The sequence below is a fragment of the Niallia circulans genome (assembly GCF_007273535.1).
Classification (GTDB): Bacteria; Bacillota; Bacilli; order Bacillales; family Cytobacillaceae; genus Niallia; species Niallia circulans_B.
This window is the reverse complement of record NZ_RIBP01000004.1, coordinates 773,692-792,162: the sequence shown is the minus strand read 5'-3', so window position 1 is coordinate 792,162 and position 18,471 is coordinate 773,692. Positions and strand designations below refer to the sequence as shown.

Genomic DNA, 18,471 nt, shown 5'->3' with positions numbered 1-18,471 from the left:
ATAATAGGTATTTTTTTAAACTAATAATTGGAAAAGAATCATTCTATTTAATTATGTCAACATTGTGTCCGTCAAAGTTATACTTAGTTTAAATTGTAACGAAGCTGAAACCGCTTTATCATGAAGGTAGAAAGAATAAGGGGTGAACAATTAAAATGTCTAACGAAAATAAAGGTTTTCGCGTTAAAATACAGCGTTTTGGAAGTCACCTGAGCGGAATGGTAATGCCGAATATCGGCGCATTTATCGCTTGGGGAATTATTACAGCACTTTTTATACCATCTGGATACTTTCCAAACGAAAGTTTTGCACAACTAGTTGATCCAATGATCAAATACTTGCTGCCATTATTAATTGGTTATACTGGCGGTAAAATGGTTTACGATGTCCGCGGGGGCGTAGTCGGTGCCATCGCAACAATGGGTGTTATCGTCGGTTCTGATATTCCGATGTTCCTTGGAGCAATGATTATGGGGCCTCTCGGCGGTTACTTGATCAAGAAGGTTGACGATCTGTTCAGAGGTAAAGTAAAAGCAGGCTTTGAAATGTTAGTAAACAACTTCTCAGCAGGTATTCTAGGTGCAATTATTACACTTCTTGCATTAAAATTTGTAGGACCTCTTGTTGAAGCACTAAGCCAAATGCTTTCAAGTGGAGTAGAATTTATTGTCGATGCAAACCTTCTGCCACTTGCAAGTATTCTTATTGAACCAGCTAAAGTCTTGTTCTTGAACAATGCGATCAACCAAGGTATTCTTGGACCAATTGGTGTAGATCAGGCAAAAGAAGTAGGAAAATCAATCCTATTCTTACTAGAAGCAAACCCAGGACCAGGTCTTGGCGTGTTATTGGCATATAGTATTTTTGGTAAAGGTACATCAAAACAAACTGCACCTGGTGCAGCGATTATCCACTTCTTAGGTGGTATTCATGAAATTTACTTCCCTTACATCCTAATGAAGCCTGCAATGCTGCTGGCAGTTATTGGTGGAGGAATGAGTGGTGTGTTCACATTCACTGTATTCAATGCAGGACTTGTAGCAACACCATCACCAGGAAGTATTATTGCCATAATGGCATTGTCTCCAAAAGGTGAACATTTAGGAGTATTAGCTGGTGTAGTTGTAGCAGCTGTAGTTTCATTCGTAATTGGTGCAATTGTTTTGAAAACAAGCAAAGGCGAAGCAGAAGATATCAATGCTGCTGCTGAAAAAATGCAAGAGCTTAAAGGTAAAAAGAGCTCTGTTGCAGGTGCCGTAACTGGCGCAGATGCATCTGTTGAAGCTGCTGAAGCAACTAACGAAGCTGCAGAGTTTGACTATAGCAGCGTGAAGAAAATTATCTTCGCATGTGACGCGGGTATGGGTTCAAGTGCTATGGGGGCTTCCATCATGCGTAATAAAGTGAAAAAAGCTGGCGTTGAAGGTGTAGATGTAACAAACACATCTATTGCTAACCTTCCGAATGATGCTGACCTTGTTATCACACATAAAGATCTGACAGACCGTGCAGTAGCTAAGCTTCCAAACGCACAACACGTATCTGTAGAAAACTTTATGAACAGCCCTAAATATGATGAGATTATCAATAACTTGAAATAATGTTGGGAGGAGCATTACCTTAATTAGGTAATGCTCCTTTTTATGTTGTAAAAGTCTTAAAAGCGGGTAAAAATAAACCATCTGCTAATCCAGTCTATGGTTTATTTAATAATGGCAACATTAGGTGTGAAAAAAATGCTATAACAACTGATTGAGTCTTGTAAAACACTTATTTATAATTAAATTATGTCAAGAAAACAAGGTGGTATGGCATGGTTATTTCCGCTAGAGAAAGACTGGTTTTGCAATTTTTGCTTGAAGATATGAAAGAGGATGTCACAATCAAGCAGCTTGCTGATATTGTGAATGTAAGTGAGCGGACAATCCACCGTGACCTGAAAAATATTGAAGATGTTTTGCAGGCATTCCACTTAAAGCTTCAAAAAAAGGCAGGAGTGGGAGTAAAGGTAATTGGTACACAAGGCGATATTTATCAATTAAGAGTAACAATCCTTAAACAAGATTTTACAGAATACACCCCGGATGAAAGGCTTATCGTTGCGCTATGTACATTGTTGGATAATAAAGAGCCTGTTAAGCTTTTTTCTCTTGCAAATGATATGGGTGTAACAACAGCAACTGTCAGTCACGATTTGGATAAGCTAGAACCGATTATTAAACAATATGACCTGCAGCTTGTGCGTAAGCGGGGTTATGGAATCGAACTGGAAGGTTCAGAGGATGCAAAAAGAAAGGCAATAACAAGTCTTATATCGGAAAGATTTGACGTGCCAGAATTTTTGAAGATGGTCAGAGACAATATTCAAAAGAAATCCACCAATAAAATAGATTCTATCTCAGAAAGGCTGTTAGGCCTTGTTCATAAAGAAAAAATCATCTTGATAGAGGGAATCATTGAGGAAATCAATGAAGAGCTGCCGTACAGTCTAGCAGACAGCTCTTATGTTGGATTAGTTGTCCATATCGCCTTGGCGATGGAACGAATCCAAAGAGGCGAAAATATTACTCTTCAGGAAGACTATTTGCGAGAATTGAAATCGACAAAAGAGTTTAGTTTTGCTCAAAAAATTGCTGCTCGCTTAGAAAGAACGTTTGAAGTCACCATTCCTGATGAAGAGATTGGTTATATTACGATGCATTTGCGGGGAGCAAAAATCCGCTATGACAAGGATATAGGGATTAAGGATGAAAATATCGAGGTTGCTGTCATTGTGCAGAGCTTAATCAAAAATGTGGAGAATCTTCTCCATACAAGATTATTGGATGAAACCTTGTCCCAAGGGCTCTTGGCACATCTTCAGCCAGCGTTATACAGATTAAAGCAAAAAATGAGAATTTCCAACCCGCTGCTGAGCAATATTAAAGATGACTATTATGAATTGTTTAAAGTCGTAAAAAAGGCAGCAGAGCTGACCTTGCCTAATCAGGATATACCTGATGAGGAAATCGGTTATTTGGTTTTGCATTTTGGAGCGGCATTAAATTCAAAACAGCTTACGACTAAATTAAGGGTTTTAATTATATGCTCAAGTGGAATTGGTACATCAAAAATGCTTGCCGCAAAAATTGGCAATGAGATTCCTGGTCTATCTGAAATTAAAACGGCATCTGTTTTTGAAATGAAAAACATTTCCCTTGATGAATATGATGCTATTCTTTCAACGATTCCAATTGAGGATATAAATAGAGATTATTTTGTAGTCAGTCCAATTTTGACGAATCAGGAACTCGAACTTGTCAAAAACTATTTGCAAGAAAAAGGCGGACAATTAACAGAAATAGCAGAACCGGCTAATGATGGGGTTGAAATATTATCCCTCAGCTTTCAACATTTTGATCAACTTGGCAAGCAAGTAACAGTTCTTGCAGACCTATTGAAGGATTTTGAGGTGTGGAAAGCAGGCAACGCTGATTTAAACAAGGTATTACAGGATGGGCTGGAAAGGCTTTTGTATAAAGGTTCTATCTTAGACGCTAACGAAGTATTGTGCTCTCTACAGAATAGAGAAAAGATAGGCGGCTTAGCTATTCCAGATACAACACTTGCCCTTTACCATACAAGAAGTGAGAAAGTGGCATACCCATCTTTTAATATAATAGATGCAACAACTGCTTATGAATTAAAGGCGATGAATGGAGGAAGCGAAAAAGTAACAAGAATTTTGCTATTGCTGGCACCGTTCAAGCTGACTTCATCAACATTGGAATTATTAAGCTTTATTAGTTCCTTGATTATTCAGTCGCAAACTAGCATTAAGCTGTTTGAAAATGGAACTAAAGATGAATTAGCGCATTTCATTAGCAACCAATACTTAAAAAACTATATTCATACAAATCAGGAGGCAACGAAATGTCTATATTAAAAAAAGAAAACATCATCCTAAACAGCAATGTATCTGAAAAAACAGAGGCTATTAAATTAGCTGGTCAAATCTTGGTAGACCAAGGCTATGTTTCAGCAGATTATATTCCAGCAATGCTTCAAAGAGAAGAACTTTCTTCTACTTACATGGGTAACTTCCTAGCGATTCCTCATGGTACAGATGAAGCAAAAGCAGCTGTTCTACAATCAGGTCTTTCAGTAGTACAAGTTCCAAACGGTGTTGATTTCGGTGATGGAAACATTGTGAAATTACTAGTTGGTATTGCAGGTAAAGACGGAGAGCACCTAGAGATTCTTTCTCAAATCGCAATCGTATGTTCAGAAGAAGAAAATGTTGAAAAGCTTGTACAAGCAAAATCAGAAGAGGAAATCATTTCAATTTTAAGCGAGGTTAACTAATATGAAAGCTATCCATTTTGGAGCAGGAAATATTGGGAGAGGCTTTATTGGCCTCTTATTACATCAATCAAAATATGAAGTTCACTTTGTGGATGTAAATGAAAAAGTCATTGATGAAATCAACCAAGAGGGTACATACAATGTACTTTTGGCAAATGATGCGAAGGACCAATTTACAGTCACGAATATTAAAGGTATTAACAGCAAAGCAAATCCGGAAAAGGCAGTGGAAGAAATTGCATCTGCTGATTTAGTTACAACGGCTATTGGTCCAAATATCCTTAAGTTCATTGCACCATTAATTGCAGATGGGTTAAAAGCAAGAAAAGCAAAAAATGGACAATTTTTGAATATCATTGCGTGTGAAAACATGATTGGCGGAAGCACAGAATTGAAGAAGTTCGTGTTTGAGCACCTAAATGATGAAGAAAAAACATGGGCGGAAGAATATATTGGATTCCCTGATTCTGCAGTAGACCGCATTGTTCCAAATCAGTCAAATGAAAAGCTGTTGGACGTACTTGTTGAGCCATTCTTTGAATGGGTTATCGATGAGACGAAAATTAAAGGTGAAAAGCCTGAGATTCCAGAAGCACATTTCGTTGAAAACTTAACTGCTTATATTGAAAGAAAACTGTTCACTGTTAATACTGGTCATGCAACAACAGCATACCTTGGTAACATAAAAGACTTTAAAACAATTTCTGAAACAATTGCTCATAAAGATGTGGAGGAAAAAGTGTTAAAAGTCTTAAGTGAGACAGGAAAAGTACTCGTTGAAAAATACAAGTTCGACAAGGAAGAGCATCAAAAGTATATTCAAAAAATCATCGGAAGATTCTCTAATCCACATATCGTTGATGATGTGAAAAGGGTTGGACGTTCTCCACTTCGCAAATTAAGCCGCAATGACCGCTTAGTTGCACCAGCAATGGAATACGTTGAACTATTCAAAGGACTTCCGGCAGGATTAGTGGAAGTAATGGCTTCAGCAATGTTATTTTACTCATCAGAAGACCAAGAATCAGTTGAGTTAAAAGAATTGATTTTGGCAAAAGGTGCAGAGCAAGCATTCAGTGAGGCATCTGGATTGTCAGCAGACAACAAGCTCGTTAGTGCTGTAGCTGCTGCTTACAAAGAAATTCAATAACTTGATTAAGAGAGCTGTCCTTAAATAGGACGGCTTTTTTTGTATTATTTTCCAATAAGTTTTGCTGGAATTGGGCAAGGGTAAATAAGGAGCATACAGAGAGGAGAGAAAATAAAATGAATACTAATAAGACTATCCATGTGGTTTCATCAACAGATGATAATTATGTTCCCCATCTAGGAGTGATGTTTGTTTCTCTCTTAGAAAATACACAACAAGACAGAAAGGTGCAGCTATATGTGCTGAATGGTGGCATAGCTGAGAAGAATAAACAATGGCTGCAAATGACTGTCGCTCCATATCAAACTTCTATACAATTTTTGGATGTTGATCCAAAACAATATGAGAATGCTATTGAAAGCAGACATATCACAAAAGCCTCCTATTACCGTATTTCCATTCCAGATTTAATTTCTGATCCAGATATTGAAAAGGTCCTTTATATCGACAGTGACACTGTAGTGCTAGAGGATGTTTCCAAAATCTACGATCTAGATATTTCACCTAATATTGCTGCTGCAGTAATTGACTGCGGACTTCATGACAGACTGCAAACACTTAACGTGAGTGAGGATGCAAACTATTTTAATGCAGGCATTATGCTAATAGACTTAAAAAGCTGGAGGGACAACCAGATAACAGACAGAGCCTTTGACTATATAAAAAATGCAACGGATGAACAGCTAGAATACCATGACCAAGATATTCTTAATACATTGCTTTGTAATCAGTGGCTCGAGCTTCATCCAAAGTGGAATGCTCAAGCGTATTTATTGTTAAAACAAAAAAAATTAGAATTCATTGATGAAATCAAAAAGCAGGAAGCATTCAGTAAGCCTGCAATTGTTCATTTCTGCGGAGAAGAAAAGCCGTGGCTCAAAGGATATGTTCACCCATATAAAAAGACATATTATCATTACTTAGAAAAGACTGCATCAGGGTTAGAGCAAGGAGCAAGTGCTAAGAACATATAATGGAAAAAAGCTGACGAATATCAGCTTTTTTTTCTATTAGAAAAGGCTGAAACCTTTAAGTTTCAGCCTTTTTTATTTAGTTTGGCATTCGTGAAGCAGAACCGCCTTTAGACTGCTTTCGCTTTTCCATCAGTTTTTTGACGATAGGATAAATGACTGGAGCCCATTTAATTGCTGTTCTTATCATTTTCTTCATATCAATCACTCCTTTTTCTTATCTATTCCCAGCCTGAGTAATAGATAAACAAGCCAAAAGGAGGGAGAGTCTAGTATTTTGGCTATAATAAATATTGTATTTGCTGCTGAAAGAGCATATAGTTTTTATAGAATGAACTGCAACAATTTATGGCAACATTACGTCTAAATAGAAAGTATATAGATTGAAGAAAAGGAAAGGGTAAAATGATGGATAAAATCAAATCTCTGCTAGGTATGTTCTGGCGGTTTTGGAAAAGAAGACATTTAACACAAATTCTTTTGTTAGCATTACTATTATTTGTACTAGTTTCTATATTATATTTCATGTATTTGGCAAGCCAAGCAAACGTAAGTACGTTGAAGGCTGGATTAAGCCAGGCTACCGTCATTTATGACAAAGACGGCGATGAGGCCACGGAAATAAAGACAGAAAGAACGGAAGGAATAGAGCTGAAGGATCTGCCAGATTATGTGCCGGGGGCTGTAGTCTCCATTGAGGATGAGCGATTCTACAGTCATAATGGTTTTGATTTAAAAGGCATAACACGCGCTTTCTTTAAAAACCTTCTTGCTGGCAGTATAACGGGCGGAGGCAGCACAATTACACAGCAGCTTACAAAAAATGCCCTGTTATCTTCTGAACAGACATACAAACGGAAAGCAGAGGAATTATTTTTAGCTGTGGAAATAGAGAAGCACTACAGCAAGGATGAAATTCTACAAATGTATCTTAATCATGTTTACTTTGGGAGCGGTGCATGGGGAATAGATCAAGCAGCTAAAAAGTACTATAACAAAAACATCAAGGATATTTCTGTAAGCGAATCAGCACTGCTTGCGGGCTTGCTACAGGCACCATCTGCTCTTGATCCGTATAAAAATTATGAAGGTGCGATTAAGCGGCGAAATATAGTGCTTGGCAAAATGAAGGAAGAAAAAGTAATCTCAGAAGCTGAATATAAAGAAGCGATTGATGAAAAGATTGTGCTAGAAGACGGCGGAGGCTCGTTCATTGATAGAGATTATCCTTACTTTGTCGATTCTGTAATAGATGAGGCAATTTCCCAATATGGGCTTACCCAAGAAGAGATTTTAACAAGAGGCTATAAAATATATACAGAAATGGACCAGAACCTGCAATCAACACTAGAAAAAACATTTGCAAATGACTCCTTATTTCCATCAAGCAGTGATGGAACTTCTTCACAGGGTGGTGCTGTGTTGCTTGACCCTGAGACAGGCGGTATTAGAGGTCTTGTTGGGGGCAGGGGAGAACAGGTTTTCAGAGGCTATAACCGTGCAACACAAATTAAGGTTCAGCCGGGCTCAACAATGAAGCCGTTGGCGGTTTATACACCGGCACTTGAAGCAGGCTATAAGACCACTTCTATTCTGAAGGATGAACCGTTTAAAAAAGGTGACTATGAGCCGCAAAACTTTACAAAGACCTACCAAGGGGATGTGCCGATGTATGAGGCACTGGAGAAATCTTTAAACGTTCCTGCAGTTTGGTTATTGGATAAAATAGGACTTGATAAAGGGCTCGATGCTTTAGAGCGATTCGGCATTCCGTATGATGAGACAGAAGATAAATATCTAGGTATTGCACTTGGAGGAATGTATAAGGGTGTATCTCCACTGCAGATGGCAGAAGCATATTCCACATTCCCGAACAACGGAATTCGGATGGAAGGCCATTTGATTACTAAGATTGTAGGACCAACAGGCAATGTCATTGCAGAGTATCAATCAAAGTCGACTAAAGTGACATCAAAGTCTGTCGCAGAGGATATGACCTCCATGCTGTTGGATGTTATAGATTCAGGTACAGGCCAAGGAGCAAAGGTGACAGGTTTTGAAATAGCTGGAAAAACAGGCTCGACACAATTGGCTAACGCTAATCTGTCTGGTACAAAAGATCAGTGGTTTGTCGGCTATACGCCAAACTTAGTTGGAGCAATGTGGCTCGGCTATGACAAAACTGATAATCAGCATTATCTTAAGAGTAAAAGCTCAGGAGATGTCGTACCAATTTTCAAAACAATCATGGATCAAGCAGTCCAGTATGTGGAGCCAGAGAACTTCGCTGTTATATCTGTGAGCGACCAGCTTGCAGGTAAAAAAGAGCGAACACAGAAAGTGGAAGAAACAAAAGAAGCAATTAAGGAAAAGGCAAAAGAAATTCAAACAACAATTGAAGAGAATTCTTCCAAATGGAGTCAAGTGCTAGATGAAATGAAAGAAGATGCTGGAGTTATCAGCGGTAAGCTTAAAGACAAATGGAATGAAATAATGGGTCAATAAAAACCAAAGGCTGGAACGAAATGTTCCAGCCTTTTCTATATTAATTCTCATGAAAAAAAGGTATATATAATAGAAGCATTTCGTTTGGGTAATAATGGGTCCATATCCTTTTAAAAAAGTAGATGTGACAAGTTTATGGACATAGATTTTCATAGCCACATCTGCTATAATTACTGAGTTGGTATCTTCTTGGAAAATGTTTGCTAGATTAAGGGCAATTTAATTGTGATATTTGGAAAAAATATCCTTACGATTTTTGTCACATTTACATGCTTCGAGATATGATATCATCATACAGGTAGTAATAATAGTATTTTACCTATTTAAAATGAATGTTCTATGTCTAAATCTTGAACATTCTGTGAATATTTTAACATTTAAAAGTTAAATTGGAAGGAGATGCACTAAATGAAGTCAAAAAAAGGCTTGTTATTATCACTTCTAGCGATTTTGCCAATTTTTGTACTTAGCGGCTGTGAAAGCATGGTTGTATTTGATCCAAAAGGCCCTGTAGCTAAAAGCATTATGGATTTGATTAACTGGTCGCTTATTTTTATGGCAATTATCGTAATAGTTGTTTTTGGTTTGTTCGGTTACATTGTTTGGAAATACCGTGCTAAACCTGAAAATGAAGGGTATGAACCGCCAGAGGAGCACGGAAGTACAGTGCTTGAGATTGTCTGGACTGTTATCCCTTTCTTAATCATTATTGCTTTGACAATTCCAACTGTCAAAACAATCTATGCAGTGGAAGATATTCCAAAGAATTACGAAGATCAGGAACCAGTTGTGATCAATGTCACATCTGCAGACTGGAAATGGATTTTCAGTTATCCAGAAGAGGGAATTGAAACAGTGAACTACGTTAAAATCCCTGCTGGTGTTCCGATTGAATTTAAATTGACTTCTGCTGGAACAATGCAATCTTTCTGGGTTCCACAGCTTGCTGGTCAAAAATACACAATGTATGGAGCTGAAACAGAGCTATACCTAGTTGCAGATCATACAGGTGAATATTTAGGACAAAACACAAACTTCAACGGTAAAGGATATGCAGAAATGCAATTCAACGTAGAAGCTGAAACACAAGATGATTACAATGCTTGGGTAGATGAAGTAAAAGATACTGCACCTAAGCTATCAGAAGATAAATATAAAGAATTGTTGAAGCCTACGCATTTAGGACGCATGACATTCTCTAATACACATTTAGAATGGATTGATCATGGTAAAGGCGGAACTTCTAACTATTACTTGAACCCTGAATTGTACAAAGTTCATGGTTACCAAGGTAAAATCTTCGATCATGAAGATGCAGACAGCGAAGAGAAAACTGATGGGGGTGAGCATTGATGGACATTAAGTGGAATGAAATCCTTGTTAAAGGAGACCCGTTGATCCTTGGCTCCCAAATCGGTATCGCATTGACGATGATTGGTGCTTTAGTTCTAATCACGTATTTGAAAAAATGGCGTTACCTATGGGATGAATGGATCACAACTGTCGATCATAAACGTATTGGTATAATGTACATTATTGTTGCGGTATTAATGTTCTTCCGTGGCGGTATAGATGGTTTAATGATGAAAGCACAAACAGCGGCACCAGACATGAAGTTCTTGGATGCACAGCATTACGATGAAGTATTTACAACACATGGTGTTATCATGATCTTGTTCATGGCGATGCCTGCTTTAATTGGTCTTATGAACGTTGTTATTCCATTACAAATTGGAGCACGTGACGTTGCGTTCCCGCAATTGAACGCTTTGAGCTTCTGGCTAACTTTCTCAGGAGCAATGCTTTTCAATATTTCTTTCGTAGTCGGTGGTTCTCCAGATGCTGGTTGGACATCGTACTTCCCGCTTGCAGGTAAGGAGTTTACACCTGGAGTAGGTAATAACTATTACGCAATTGGCTTGCAGATTGCAGGGGCAGGAACATTGATGACAGGTATTAACTTTGTTGTCACAATCCTGAAAATGCGTACAAAAGGCATGACATTAATGAAAATGCCTATGTTTACTTGGACTGCTTTATTGACAAACGTTTTAATCATTTTTGCATTCCCAATTCTTACTGTTGCTTTAGCATTGATGACTTTTGACCGTATGTTCGGTACACATTTCTTCACTGTTTCAGGAGGAGGAAATGCAATGCTTTGGAACAACCTATTCTGGCTATGGGGACATCCTGAAGTTTATATCGTTGTTCTGCCTGCATTTGGTATGTTCTCAGAGATTATTTCAACTTTCTCAAGAAAAACATTATATGGATATAAATCTATGATTATTTCAATTGTCGGAATTGCAATCTTGAGTTTCGTCGTTTGGGTTCACCATTTCTACACAATGGGATCTGGACCAGTCGTTAACTCAGTATTTTCTATTACGACAATGTTAATCGCTGTTCCTACAGGGGTTAAGATTTTCAACTGGCTGTTTACAATGAGAAAAGGCCGCATCCAGTTTACAACTGCAATGCTATGGTCACTTGCTTTCATTCCGACCTTCACTATTGGTGGGGTAACAGGGGTTATGCTTGCAATGGCTGCAGCTGACTATCAATACCATAATACTTTATTCCTAGTAGCTCACTTCCATTATGTGTTGATTCCAGGGGTAGTATACGCGGTATTTGCAGGATTCTATTACTGGTGGCCAAAGATGTTCGGTCACGCATTAAACGAACGTCTTGGAAAATGGCATTTCTGGTTGTTCAACATTGGTTTCAACTTAACATTTATGCCTATGTTCTTCCTAGGCTTAAAAGGTGCAGTAAGACGTTCTTACACATTCTCTGTAGAGTCAGGGTTTGCACCATTATTCGCACTTTCTGCAGTAGGTTCATTGATTCTTGCGGCTGGATTCGCAGTATTAGTGTATAACATCTACTGGAGTGCACGTTATGCAAAACGCAATATTTCTACAGATCCATGGGATGCAAGAACTCTAGAATGGCATACAGCTTCACCTGTACAATTCTATAACTTTGCACAATTGCCTGAAGTTAAAACATTAGATGCTTTCTGGCACATGAAGAAGAAAGATAAAGATGCGTTAGTACTAAAAGAAAATGAATTAGAAGAAATTCATATGCCGAGCAATTCTGGGCTTCCATTTATCATGTGTGTAATCTTTGGCGCTGCCGGATTCTTCATGGTATTTGAGTGGATTCCTCTAGCAGCAATTGCGGCTGCCTTTATATTCGTTGGCTTACTTGTTCGTTCATTTGATTATAATGACGGCTACCACGTGAAAGTCGACGACATCAAGAAAATTGAGCGTGCATGGAGGGATGAGAAATAATGGCTAAAGTAGATACTTCTTTACCGTTGGAGTACCAAACGGAACAGAACCGTCTTAATATCTTTGGTTTCTGGATCTTCCTAGGTGCTGAAATAGTCTTATTTGCATCATTGTTTGCCGCACACGGTTCTCTATACAATGCTTTTGCAGATGGACCTACTCCTAAAGATTTGTTTATATTAAAAGACGTTATGATTGAAACAATGCTACTATTAACAAGTAGTTTCACTTGCGGTATTGCTATCTGGTATATGCGCCGCAATAACTTAAAAGGCTTGTTGGTTTGGCTTATCATTACTTTATTGCTTGGTGCTGGGTTCGTATTCTTCGAGGTGACTGAGTTCATCCATTATGTTCATGAAGGTGCGAAAATGCAGACAAGCGCATATTTCTCCAGCTTCTTTGTTCTGTTAGGAACACACGGACTTCACGTTTCTATCGGTATTGGCTGGGCGATTGCGGTAATTATCCAATTGGCTAAACGTGGATTGACACCTACGACTGCGCGTAAAACGTTTATTATCAGCTTATATTGGCACTTCTTAGACGTTGTGTGGATTTTCATCTTCACATTCGTTTATCTAGCAAGGATGGTGTAATTTATGGCTAAACATAATAGCAGTTTTCCAACTGGCCACGTTGCAGGGTTCATCGTTTCTATTTTGCTGACTTTTGCAACAGTAGGTGCTGTAAGATATACGGATTTGCCGTTTGTGACAATTATGTGGATTATTGGTTCATTAGCAGTAATTCAAGCATTGCTTCAACTTTTCATGTTCATGCATTTGACTGAAGGGGAAGGCAAAATGCAATTAATTAATATTTTCTATGCGTTCTTCTGTGCGATTGTTGTCGCTGCAGGAACAATTTGGGTAATGACATCAGGACATGTTCATTACTAATAAGAAAAACCTCCGAGAAATTGGAGGTTTTTTTTGTTGTTTATATGCTAGTTCAATAGAACTAATTCGGCGAAAATCCATGGAAAGTTGAGATATTGTTCTATAAATCCCATTGACGTTAATAAAATAAGTGTTAAAATCAATTTATAAATCTAAGTGATAATGAAAATCAGTTGAGAATTAATTGGACTACATCAGTGTGTAAGGAGGCGAATAGAAAGAGGCTCTTGACTCAATCTACCATCTATGAAGATAAGATATTTAAGCATCATGTTAGTACTGTTATCAACTGCCTCCTTGTTTATAGGAGTAATTGATATTAACCCTCTAAGCATACTTCAATTAACAGAGGATCAGAAAGAAATACTATTAATCAGCAGATTTCCCCGTCTAATAAGCATTATTATTGCAGGTATAAGCTTAAGCATTTGCGGACTAATTATGCAGCAAATCACCAGAAATAAATTTGTGTCTCCAACGACTGCAGGGACGATGGACTGGGCCAGATTTGGCATTCTTATTGCGCTAATGATGTTCACTACTGCAACTCCAATTGTTAAGATGCTTGTTGCCTTCGTTTTTGCATTGCTAGGTACATTCCTATTCATGCAAATATTAAATCGAATCAAATTCAAGGATGCAATATTTATTCCACTTGTTGGTTTAATGCTTGGAAACATAATTAGCTCGGTTACCACTTTCTTTTCTATGAAACATGATCTTGTGCAAAACATGTCATCATGGCTTCAAGGTGATTTTTCACTGATTATGGAAGGCAGATACGAGCTGCTTTATATAAGCATCCCAGTACTCATCGTGGCATACCTTTATGCGAATAAATTCACAATTGCTGGAATGGGTGAGGAATTCTCGACGAATTTAGGCCTTAACCATAAGCGAGTTGTCAATATCGGTCTAGTTATTGTGGCGCTTGTTTCATCAGTGGTTTTGCTTACAGTCGGAATGATTCCATTCTTGGGTCTTATCATTCCTAATATAGTTTCCCTTTACAAGGGTGATAATTTGAAGAATAGCTTAACACATACAGCATTACTAGGAGCAAACTTTGTTCTTATATGTGACATTCTTGGACGGGTTATCATTTATCCATATGAAATCTCAATTGGTGTGATGGTTGGGGTTATCGGAAGTGCTATCTTCCTTTATTTACTGGTAAGGAGAAAAACGTATGAATCAGCCTAAGACTAAACTTTTACTTCTTTCCATAATAGCCGTACTGCTTATTGCCGTATTCATGCTAATAAAGGTCAGCAGCGTGAACTGGGAATATGTTATGCCAAGGAGAGCAACCAAAATATTGGCAATATGCCTGACAGGCGGATGTATTGCATTTTCATCAATGGTTTTTCAAACCATTACAAATAACCGAATCTTAACTCCAAGCATTCTTGGACTTGATTCTTTATACTTATTTATCCAAACATTTGTAGTTTTCTTTTTCGGCTCACAAAGCTTAACGATGCTGAATAGTAATGTCAACTTTCTATTATCAGTTGGATTGATGATTCTTTTCTCTGTTGCTTTGTACTACTTGTTTTTCAGGAAAGGAAGTCAAAATATCCTGCTGCTTCTGCTTATTGGAATCATCCTTGGAAGCTTCTTCTCAAGTCTGTCATCCTTTATGCAGATGCTGATAGATCCAAATGAGTTTCTGATTGTGCAAGACAAAATGTTTGCAAGCTTCAATAGCGTTAATACAGATATATTGACAATATGCATTGTAATTATTGCAGCAGTTGCTTTATATGTATCGCGATACAGTAAATTCTTTGATGTAATGTCACTTGGAAAAGAGCAAGCGATTAATTTAGGGATAGATTATGATCGTGTTGTAAGGAATATGCTTGTCGTCGTGGCAATTTTGGTTAGTATTTCGACTGCACTTGTCGGACCAATCACCTTTCTTGGACTGCTCGTTGTAAACCTGGCAAGGGAGTTTCTGAGAACATACAAACATAGCCAGCTTATTGCAGGTTCCATTCTATTAAGCATTATAGCCCTCGTCGGCGGTTTGCTTATTGTAGAAAGAGTATTTACATTCTCGACAACAATCAGTGTCATCATTAACTTTGTCGGAGGCGTTTATTTCATCTATTTATTATTAAAGGAGAGAAGAGCATGGTAGAGGTCAAGAATGTCAGTAAACTATACAATGGAAAAAGCGTCCTTGAAAATGTATCTCTTTCCATTGAAAAAGGAAAAATCACTTCCTTTATCGGTCCGAATGGTGCAGGGAAAAGTACATTGCTATCCATTATCAGCAGGCTGATTAAAGGTGACAGTGGTGATGTCTTAATTGATGGGCAAAGCGTTTTTACGACAAAAAGCAATGTGCTTGCAAAAAAGATATCCATTCTCAAGCAGAGCAACCACATAAATATTCGGTTGACTGTAAAGGAGCTAGTTAACTTCGGAAGGTTTCCATATTCTCAAGGGAGACTAACGAAAGAGGATAAAGCTGCTGTTGCAGAAGCAATTTCTTATATGGAGCTTGATGAAATACAGCATAAATATTTAGATCAATTGAGTGGCGGCCAAAAGCAAAGAGCATATATTGCGATGGTTATTGCTCAAGATACTGAATACATCTTGCTCGATGAACCACTGAATAACCTGGATATGAAGCATTCGGTGCAAATTATGAAGGTTCTCAGAAGACTTGTTAATGAGCTTGGGAAAACAGTAGTAATTGTTATTCATGATATAAATTTTGCCTCTGTCTATTCCGACAATATCGTGGCATTGAAGAATGGCAAACTTGTTAATGATGGACCAGCAGACAGCATTATTAATCAAGCTGTCTTAAAGGATATTTATGAAATGGACATGCAGATAGAGGAAATTAATAATCATAAAATCTGTGTCTATTTTGCTTAAATTCGTAAATTATTGATGCAAAGAATAAACGAGGCTAATGGTAGTTACATTTAAAGCGGAAAGGAGGCAGTGCTTCTATGGAAAACTTAATACTAAGTCTCTTCGCCAGAAGATCCATAATAACACTACCATTAGTATAGTAATTCTTACGTGACATTCTAGGAAAATGGCATTATGAATTACTAATATCTCAATCATAGGATATTCTGTTTATCATTGCAATCAATTTAATTTAAATAATCTAAATATAATAAATTGAGGTGTCTTAATTGAAGAAAAAATTAACGATTCTTTTTTTAGCATTAGTTATGGCTGTTTTGGCAGCATGCGGTAATACATCAACTAGCAGTAATGCATCTGATGACAAAGCAAAAGCAGCAGAAGAAATAACGGTTAAACATGAACTAGGGGAAGCAAAAGTAAAAGCAAATCCGAAAAAAGTTGTTGTTTTTGATATGGGTATTTTGGATACATTAGATAAATTAGGTGTAGAAGTAGCAGGTGTACCTCAAGAAAATCTGCCAGAATATCTTGAAAAATATAAAGATAGCAAATACACAAATGTTGGGGGTCTTAAAGAGCCTGACTTAGAAGCAATCAGTGAATTAGCTCCAGATGTTATCTTTATTTCTGGTAGACAATCAGCAGCATATGAAGACTTAAGTGACATTGCACCAACTGTTTATGTAGGTGTTGATTCAACTAAATATATGGATTCATTTAAGCATAACATGGAATTAGTTGGACAAATCTTCGGAAAAGAAGATGCAGTGAAGGAAGAATTAGCAAGCATTGATGATACAATTACAGCCCTTAACGACAAAGCGAAAGCAGTTGAAGGCAAGTCTTTAGTTGTATTAGTGAATGACGGCAGTGTGAGTGCATATGGATCTGGTTCAAGATTCGGTATCATTCATGATGTATTCGGATTAGCACAAGCAGATGAAAACATTGAAGCATCAACACATGGGCAAAGTATCTCATTTGAGTATATTGCAGACAAGAATCCAGAATATCTATTCGTAGTGGATAGAGGAGCTGTTGTTGGTGGTGAATCATCTGCAGCGAAAGTGTTAGATAATGAACTTGTTAATGGTACAGATGCTGCTAAAGACGGTCATATTATTTACTTGAATCCTGGCTATTGGTACCTGTCAGGTGGAGGTCTTGTGTCAACAGAAGAAATGGCAAAAGAAATCGAAGCTGGTATTTCGAAATAAACACTTATGAACAAGAAACCCAATTTGCTAAAAGCAGATTGGGTTTTTTCATTTGCAATTTATGAAAATACGGCTATAGAGTTGCTTTTTCGTAAATTTAGATAGAAAATATAATAGACAAAGTATGTTGTAAGATGGACAAGGAGGAAAGTCATGAGTGTTCGATTTGGTATTATAGGAACAAACTGGATTACAGAATCATTCATACAAGCAGCAAGCATGGTGGAGGAGTTTACCTTGGCCGCTGTATATTCAAGATCAGAAGAAAAAGCAGCAGCATTTGCGCAAAAATATAATGCAGAACAAATATTCACAAGTCTGACTGAAATGGCAGAGAGCGACAAAATTGACGCAGTTTATATTGCTAGTCCTAACTCACTGCATGCAGAGCAGTCCATCCTATTTCTAAACAACAAAAAACATGTTTTAACTGAAAAAGCGTTTGCATCTAATTCAAGGCAAGCTCAAGCAATGGTTAAAGCTGCAAAGGAAAATAATGTCCTGTTAATGGAAGCATTAAAAACAACGATGCTGCCAAACTTTAAGGTGATAAAAGAAAATTTACATAAAATCGGGAAAGTTAGACGAGCGTTTGCGAGTTATTGTCAGTATTCATCAAGATATGATGCTTACAAGGAAGGAAATATCCTTAATGCATTTAAACCAGAATTCTCTAACGGTGCATTAATGGATATCGGTGTTTATTGTATTTATCCAATGGTCGCATTGTTTGGAAAGCCAGAGTCAGTTAAAGCTTCTAGTTACATGCTAGACAGCGGGGTTGATGGGGAAGGCAGTATCATAATGACCTATGCCGAAATGGATATTGTGCTGATGTACTCAAAAATAACAAACTCTCTTGTTCCATCGGAAATTCAAGGTGAAAATGGCAATATTCTTATTGATCAAATGAATACACCGCAAAAGATAGAAATAGCTTACCGCAATGGGGAAAAAGTCGATGTTTCTGTCCAGCAAAAAGAAGAAGCGATGTATTATGAGGCAAAGGAATTCATTGATACTATTCTTGCCGGCGAGTCGGAATCTGCAATAAATTCACTTGAGTTATCAGTAACAGTAATAGAAATAATGGATGAAGTGAGAAAACAAACGGGAATTGTGTTCCCGGCAGATGAGAAATAATTGTTGCTTGGAAAACTTAAAATGGCTCTA

General features: G+C 37.6%; 16 protein-coding genes. 15 read left to right on the top strand and 1 reads right to left on the bottom strand.

The genetic code is table 11. From position 1 onward, the window contains the following. The first annotated feature begins 155 nt into the window (after window positions 1-155). From CEQ21_RS11830 to CEQ21_RS11810, 5 genes are all read left to right on the top strand, one after another. Window positions 156-1,601, top strand: coding sequence for a PTS mannitol transporter subunit IIBC (locus tag CEQ21_RS11830; protein WP_185764756.1), 1,446 nt, complete (start codon window positions 156-158; stop codon window positions 1,599-1,601). Between the two features lie 212 nt (window positions 1,602-1,813). Continuing rightward, window positions 1,814-3,925, top strand: a complete 2,112-nt coding sequence (locus CEQ21_RS11825; RefSeq protein WP_185764755.1) for a BglG family transcription antiterminator — start codon at window positions 1,814-1,816, stop codon at window positions 3,923-3,925. Beyond that, window positions 3,913-4,344, top strand: coding sequence for a PTS mannitol transporter subunit IIA (locus CEQ21_RS11820; protein ID WP_127740751.1), 432 nt, complete (start codon window positions 3,913-3,915; stop codon window positions 4,342-4,344). The genes CEQ21_RS11825 and CEQ21_RS11820 overlap by 13 nt, the downstream gene beginning before the upstream one ends. Window position 4,345: 1 nt before the next feature. Beyond that, entirely contained in the window at window positions 4,346-5,494 is a 1,149-nt protein-coding gene (locus CEQ21_RS11815) for a mannitol-1-phosphate 5-dehydrogenase (RefSeq protein ID WP_185764754.1), read from the top strand. A 116-nt stretch (window positions 5,495-5,610) separates the two neighbouring features. Further along, window positions 5,611-6,468: a glycosyltransferase family 8 protein gene (locus tag CEQ21_RS11810; protein WP_185764753.1), complete on the top strand. Its 858-nt coding sequence runs from the start codon at window positions 5,611-5,613 to the stop codon at window positions 6,466-6,468. A 76-nt stretch (window positions 6,469-6,544) separates the two neighbouring features. Here the strand turns inward: CEQ21_RS11810 and CEQ21_RS27155 are convergent, their stop codons facing one another. Next, window positions 6,545-6,664 carry a hypothetical protein gene (locus CEQ21_RS27155; protein ID WP_235856680.1) on the bottom strand — a complete coding sequence of 40 codons (120 nt, stop codon included), beginning with the start codon at window positions 6,662-6,664 and terminating at the stop codon, window positions 6,545-6,547. A 209-nt stretch (window positions 6,665-6,873) separates the two neighbouring features. Here CEQ21_RS27155 and CEQ21_RS11805 point away from each other — a divergent pair, with 209 nt between their 5' ends. From CEQ21_RS11805 to CEQ21_RS11760, 10 genes are all read left to right on the top strand, one after another. Then, entirely contained in the window at window positions 6,874-8,970 is a 2,097-nt protein-coding gene (locus tag CEQ21_RS11805) for a transglycosylase domain-containing protein (protein WP_185767247.1), read from the top strand. Between the two features lie 408 nt (window positions 8,971-9,378). After that, window positions 9,379-10,323, top strand: a complete 945-nt coding sequence (qoxA, locus tag CEQ21_RS11800) for a cytochrome aa3 quinol oxidase subunit II (RefSeq protein ID WP_185764752.1) — start codon at window positions 9,379-9,381, stop codon at window positions 10,321-10,323. Then, window positions 10,323-12,278 carry a cytochrome aa3 quinol oxidase subunit I gene (qoxB, locus tag CEQ21_RS11795; RefSeq protein ID WP_144457539.1) on the top strand — a complete coding sequence of 652 codons (1,956 nt, stop codon included), beginning with the start codon at window positions 10,323-10,325 and terminating at the stop codon, window positions 12,276-12,278. Before qoxA ends, qoxB begins: the two co-directional genes overlap by 1 nt. Beyond that, window positions 12,278-12,877 carry a cytochrome aa3 quinol oxidase subunit III gene (gene qoxC, locus CEQ21_RS11790; protein ID WP_419181591.1) on the top strand — a complete coding sequence of 200 codons (600 nt, stop codon included), beginning with the start codon at window positions 12,278-12,280 and terminating at the stop codon, window positions 12,875-12,877. The genes qoxB and qoxC overlap by 1 nt, the downstream gene beginning before the upstream one ends. Window positions 12,878-12,880: 3 nt before the next feature. Beyond that, window positions 12,881-13,180, top strand: a complete 300-nt coding sequence (qoxD, locus tag CEQ21_RS11785; RefSeq protein ID WP_144457402.1) for a cytochrome aa3 quinol oxidase subunit IV — start codon at window positions 12,881-12,883, stop codon at window positions 13,178-13,180. Between the two features lie 246 nt (window positions 13,181-13,426). Beyond that, window positions 13,427-14,383, top strand: coding sequence for an ABC transporter permease (locus CEQ21_RS11780; RefSeq protein ID WP_185764751.1), 957 nt, complete (start codon window positions 13,427-13,429; stop codon window positions 14,381-14,383). Further along, window positions 14,370-15,326 carry an iron chelate uptake ABC transporter family permease subunit gene (locus CEQ21_RS11775; protein ID WP_185764750.1) on the top strand — a complete coding sequence of 319 codons (957 nt, stop codon included), beginning with the start codon at window positions 14,370-14,372 and terminating at the stop codon, window positions 15,324-15,326. The genes CEQ21_RS11780 and CEQ21_RS11775 overlap by 14 nt, the downstream gene beginning before the upstream one ends. Beyond that, on the top strand, window positions 15,320-16,078 hold the full coding sequence (locus CEQ21_RS11770) for an iron ABC transporter ATP-binding protein (protein WP_185764749.1): 759 nt from the start codon (window positions 15,320-15,322) through the stop codon (window positions 16,076-16,078). Before CEQ21_RS11775 ends, CEQ21_RS11770 begins: the two co-directional genes overlap by 7 nt. Before the next feature lie 269 nt (window positions 16,079-16,347). Continuing rightward, window positions 16,348-17,298, top strand: a complete 951-nt coding sequence (locus tag CEQ21_RS11765; RefSeq protein ID WP_328593478.1) for a siderophore ABC transporter substrate-binding protein — start codon at window positions 16,348-16,350, stop codon at window positions 17,296-17,298. A 153-nt stretch (window positions 17,299-17,451) separates the two neighbouring features. Beyond that, window positions 17,452-18,441 carry a Gfo/Idh/MocA family protein gene (locus CEQ21_RS11760; protein ID WP_185764748.1) on the top strand — a complete coding sequence of 330 codons (990 nt, stop codon included), beginning with the start codon at window positions 17,452-17,454 and terminating at the stop codon, window positions 18,439-18,441. Window positions 18,442-18,471 lie beyond the last annotated feature (30 nt).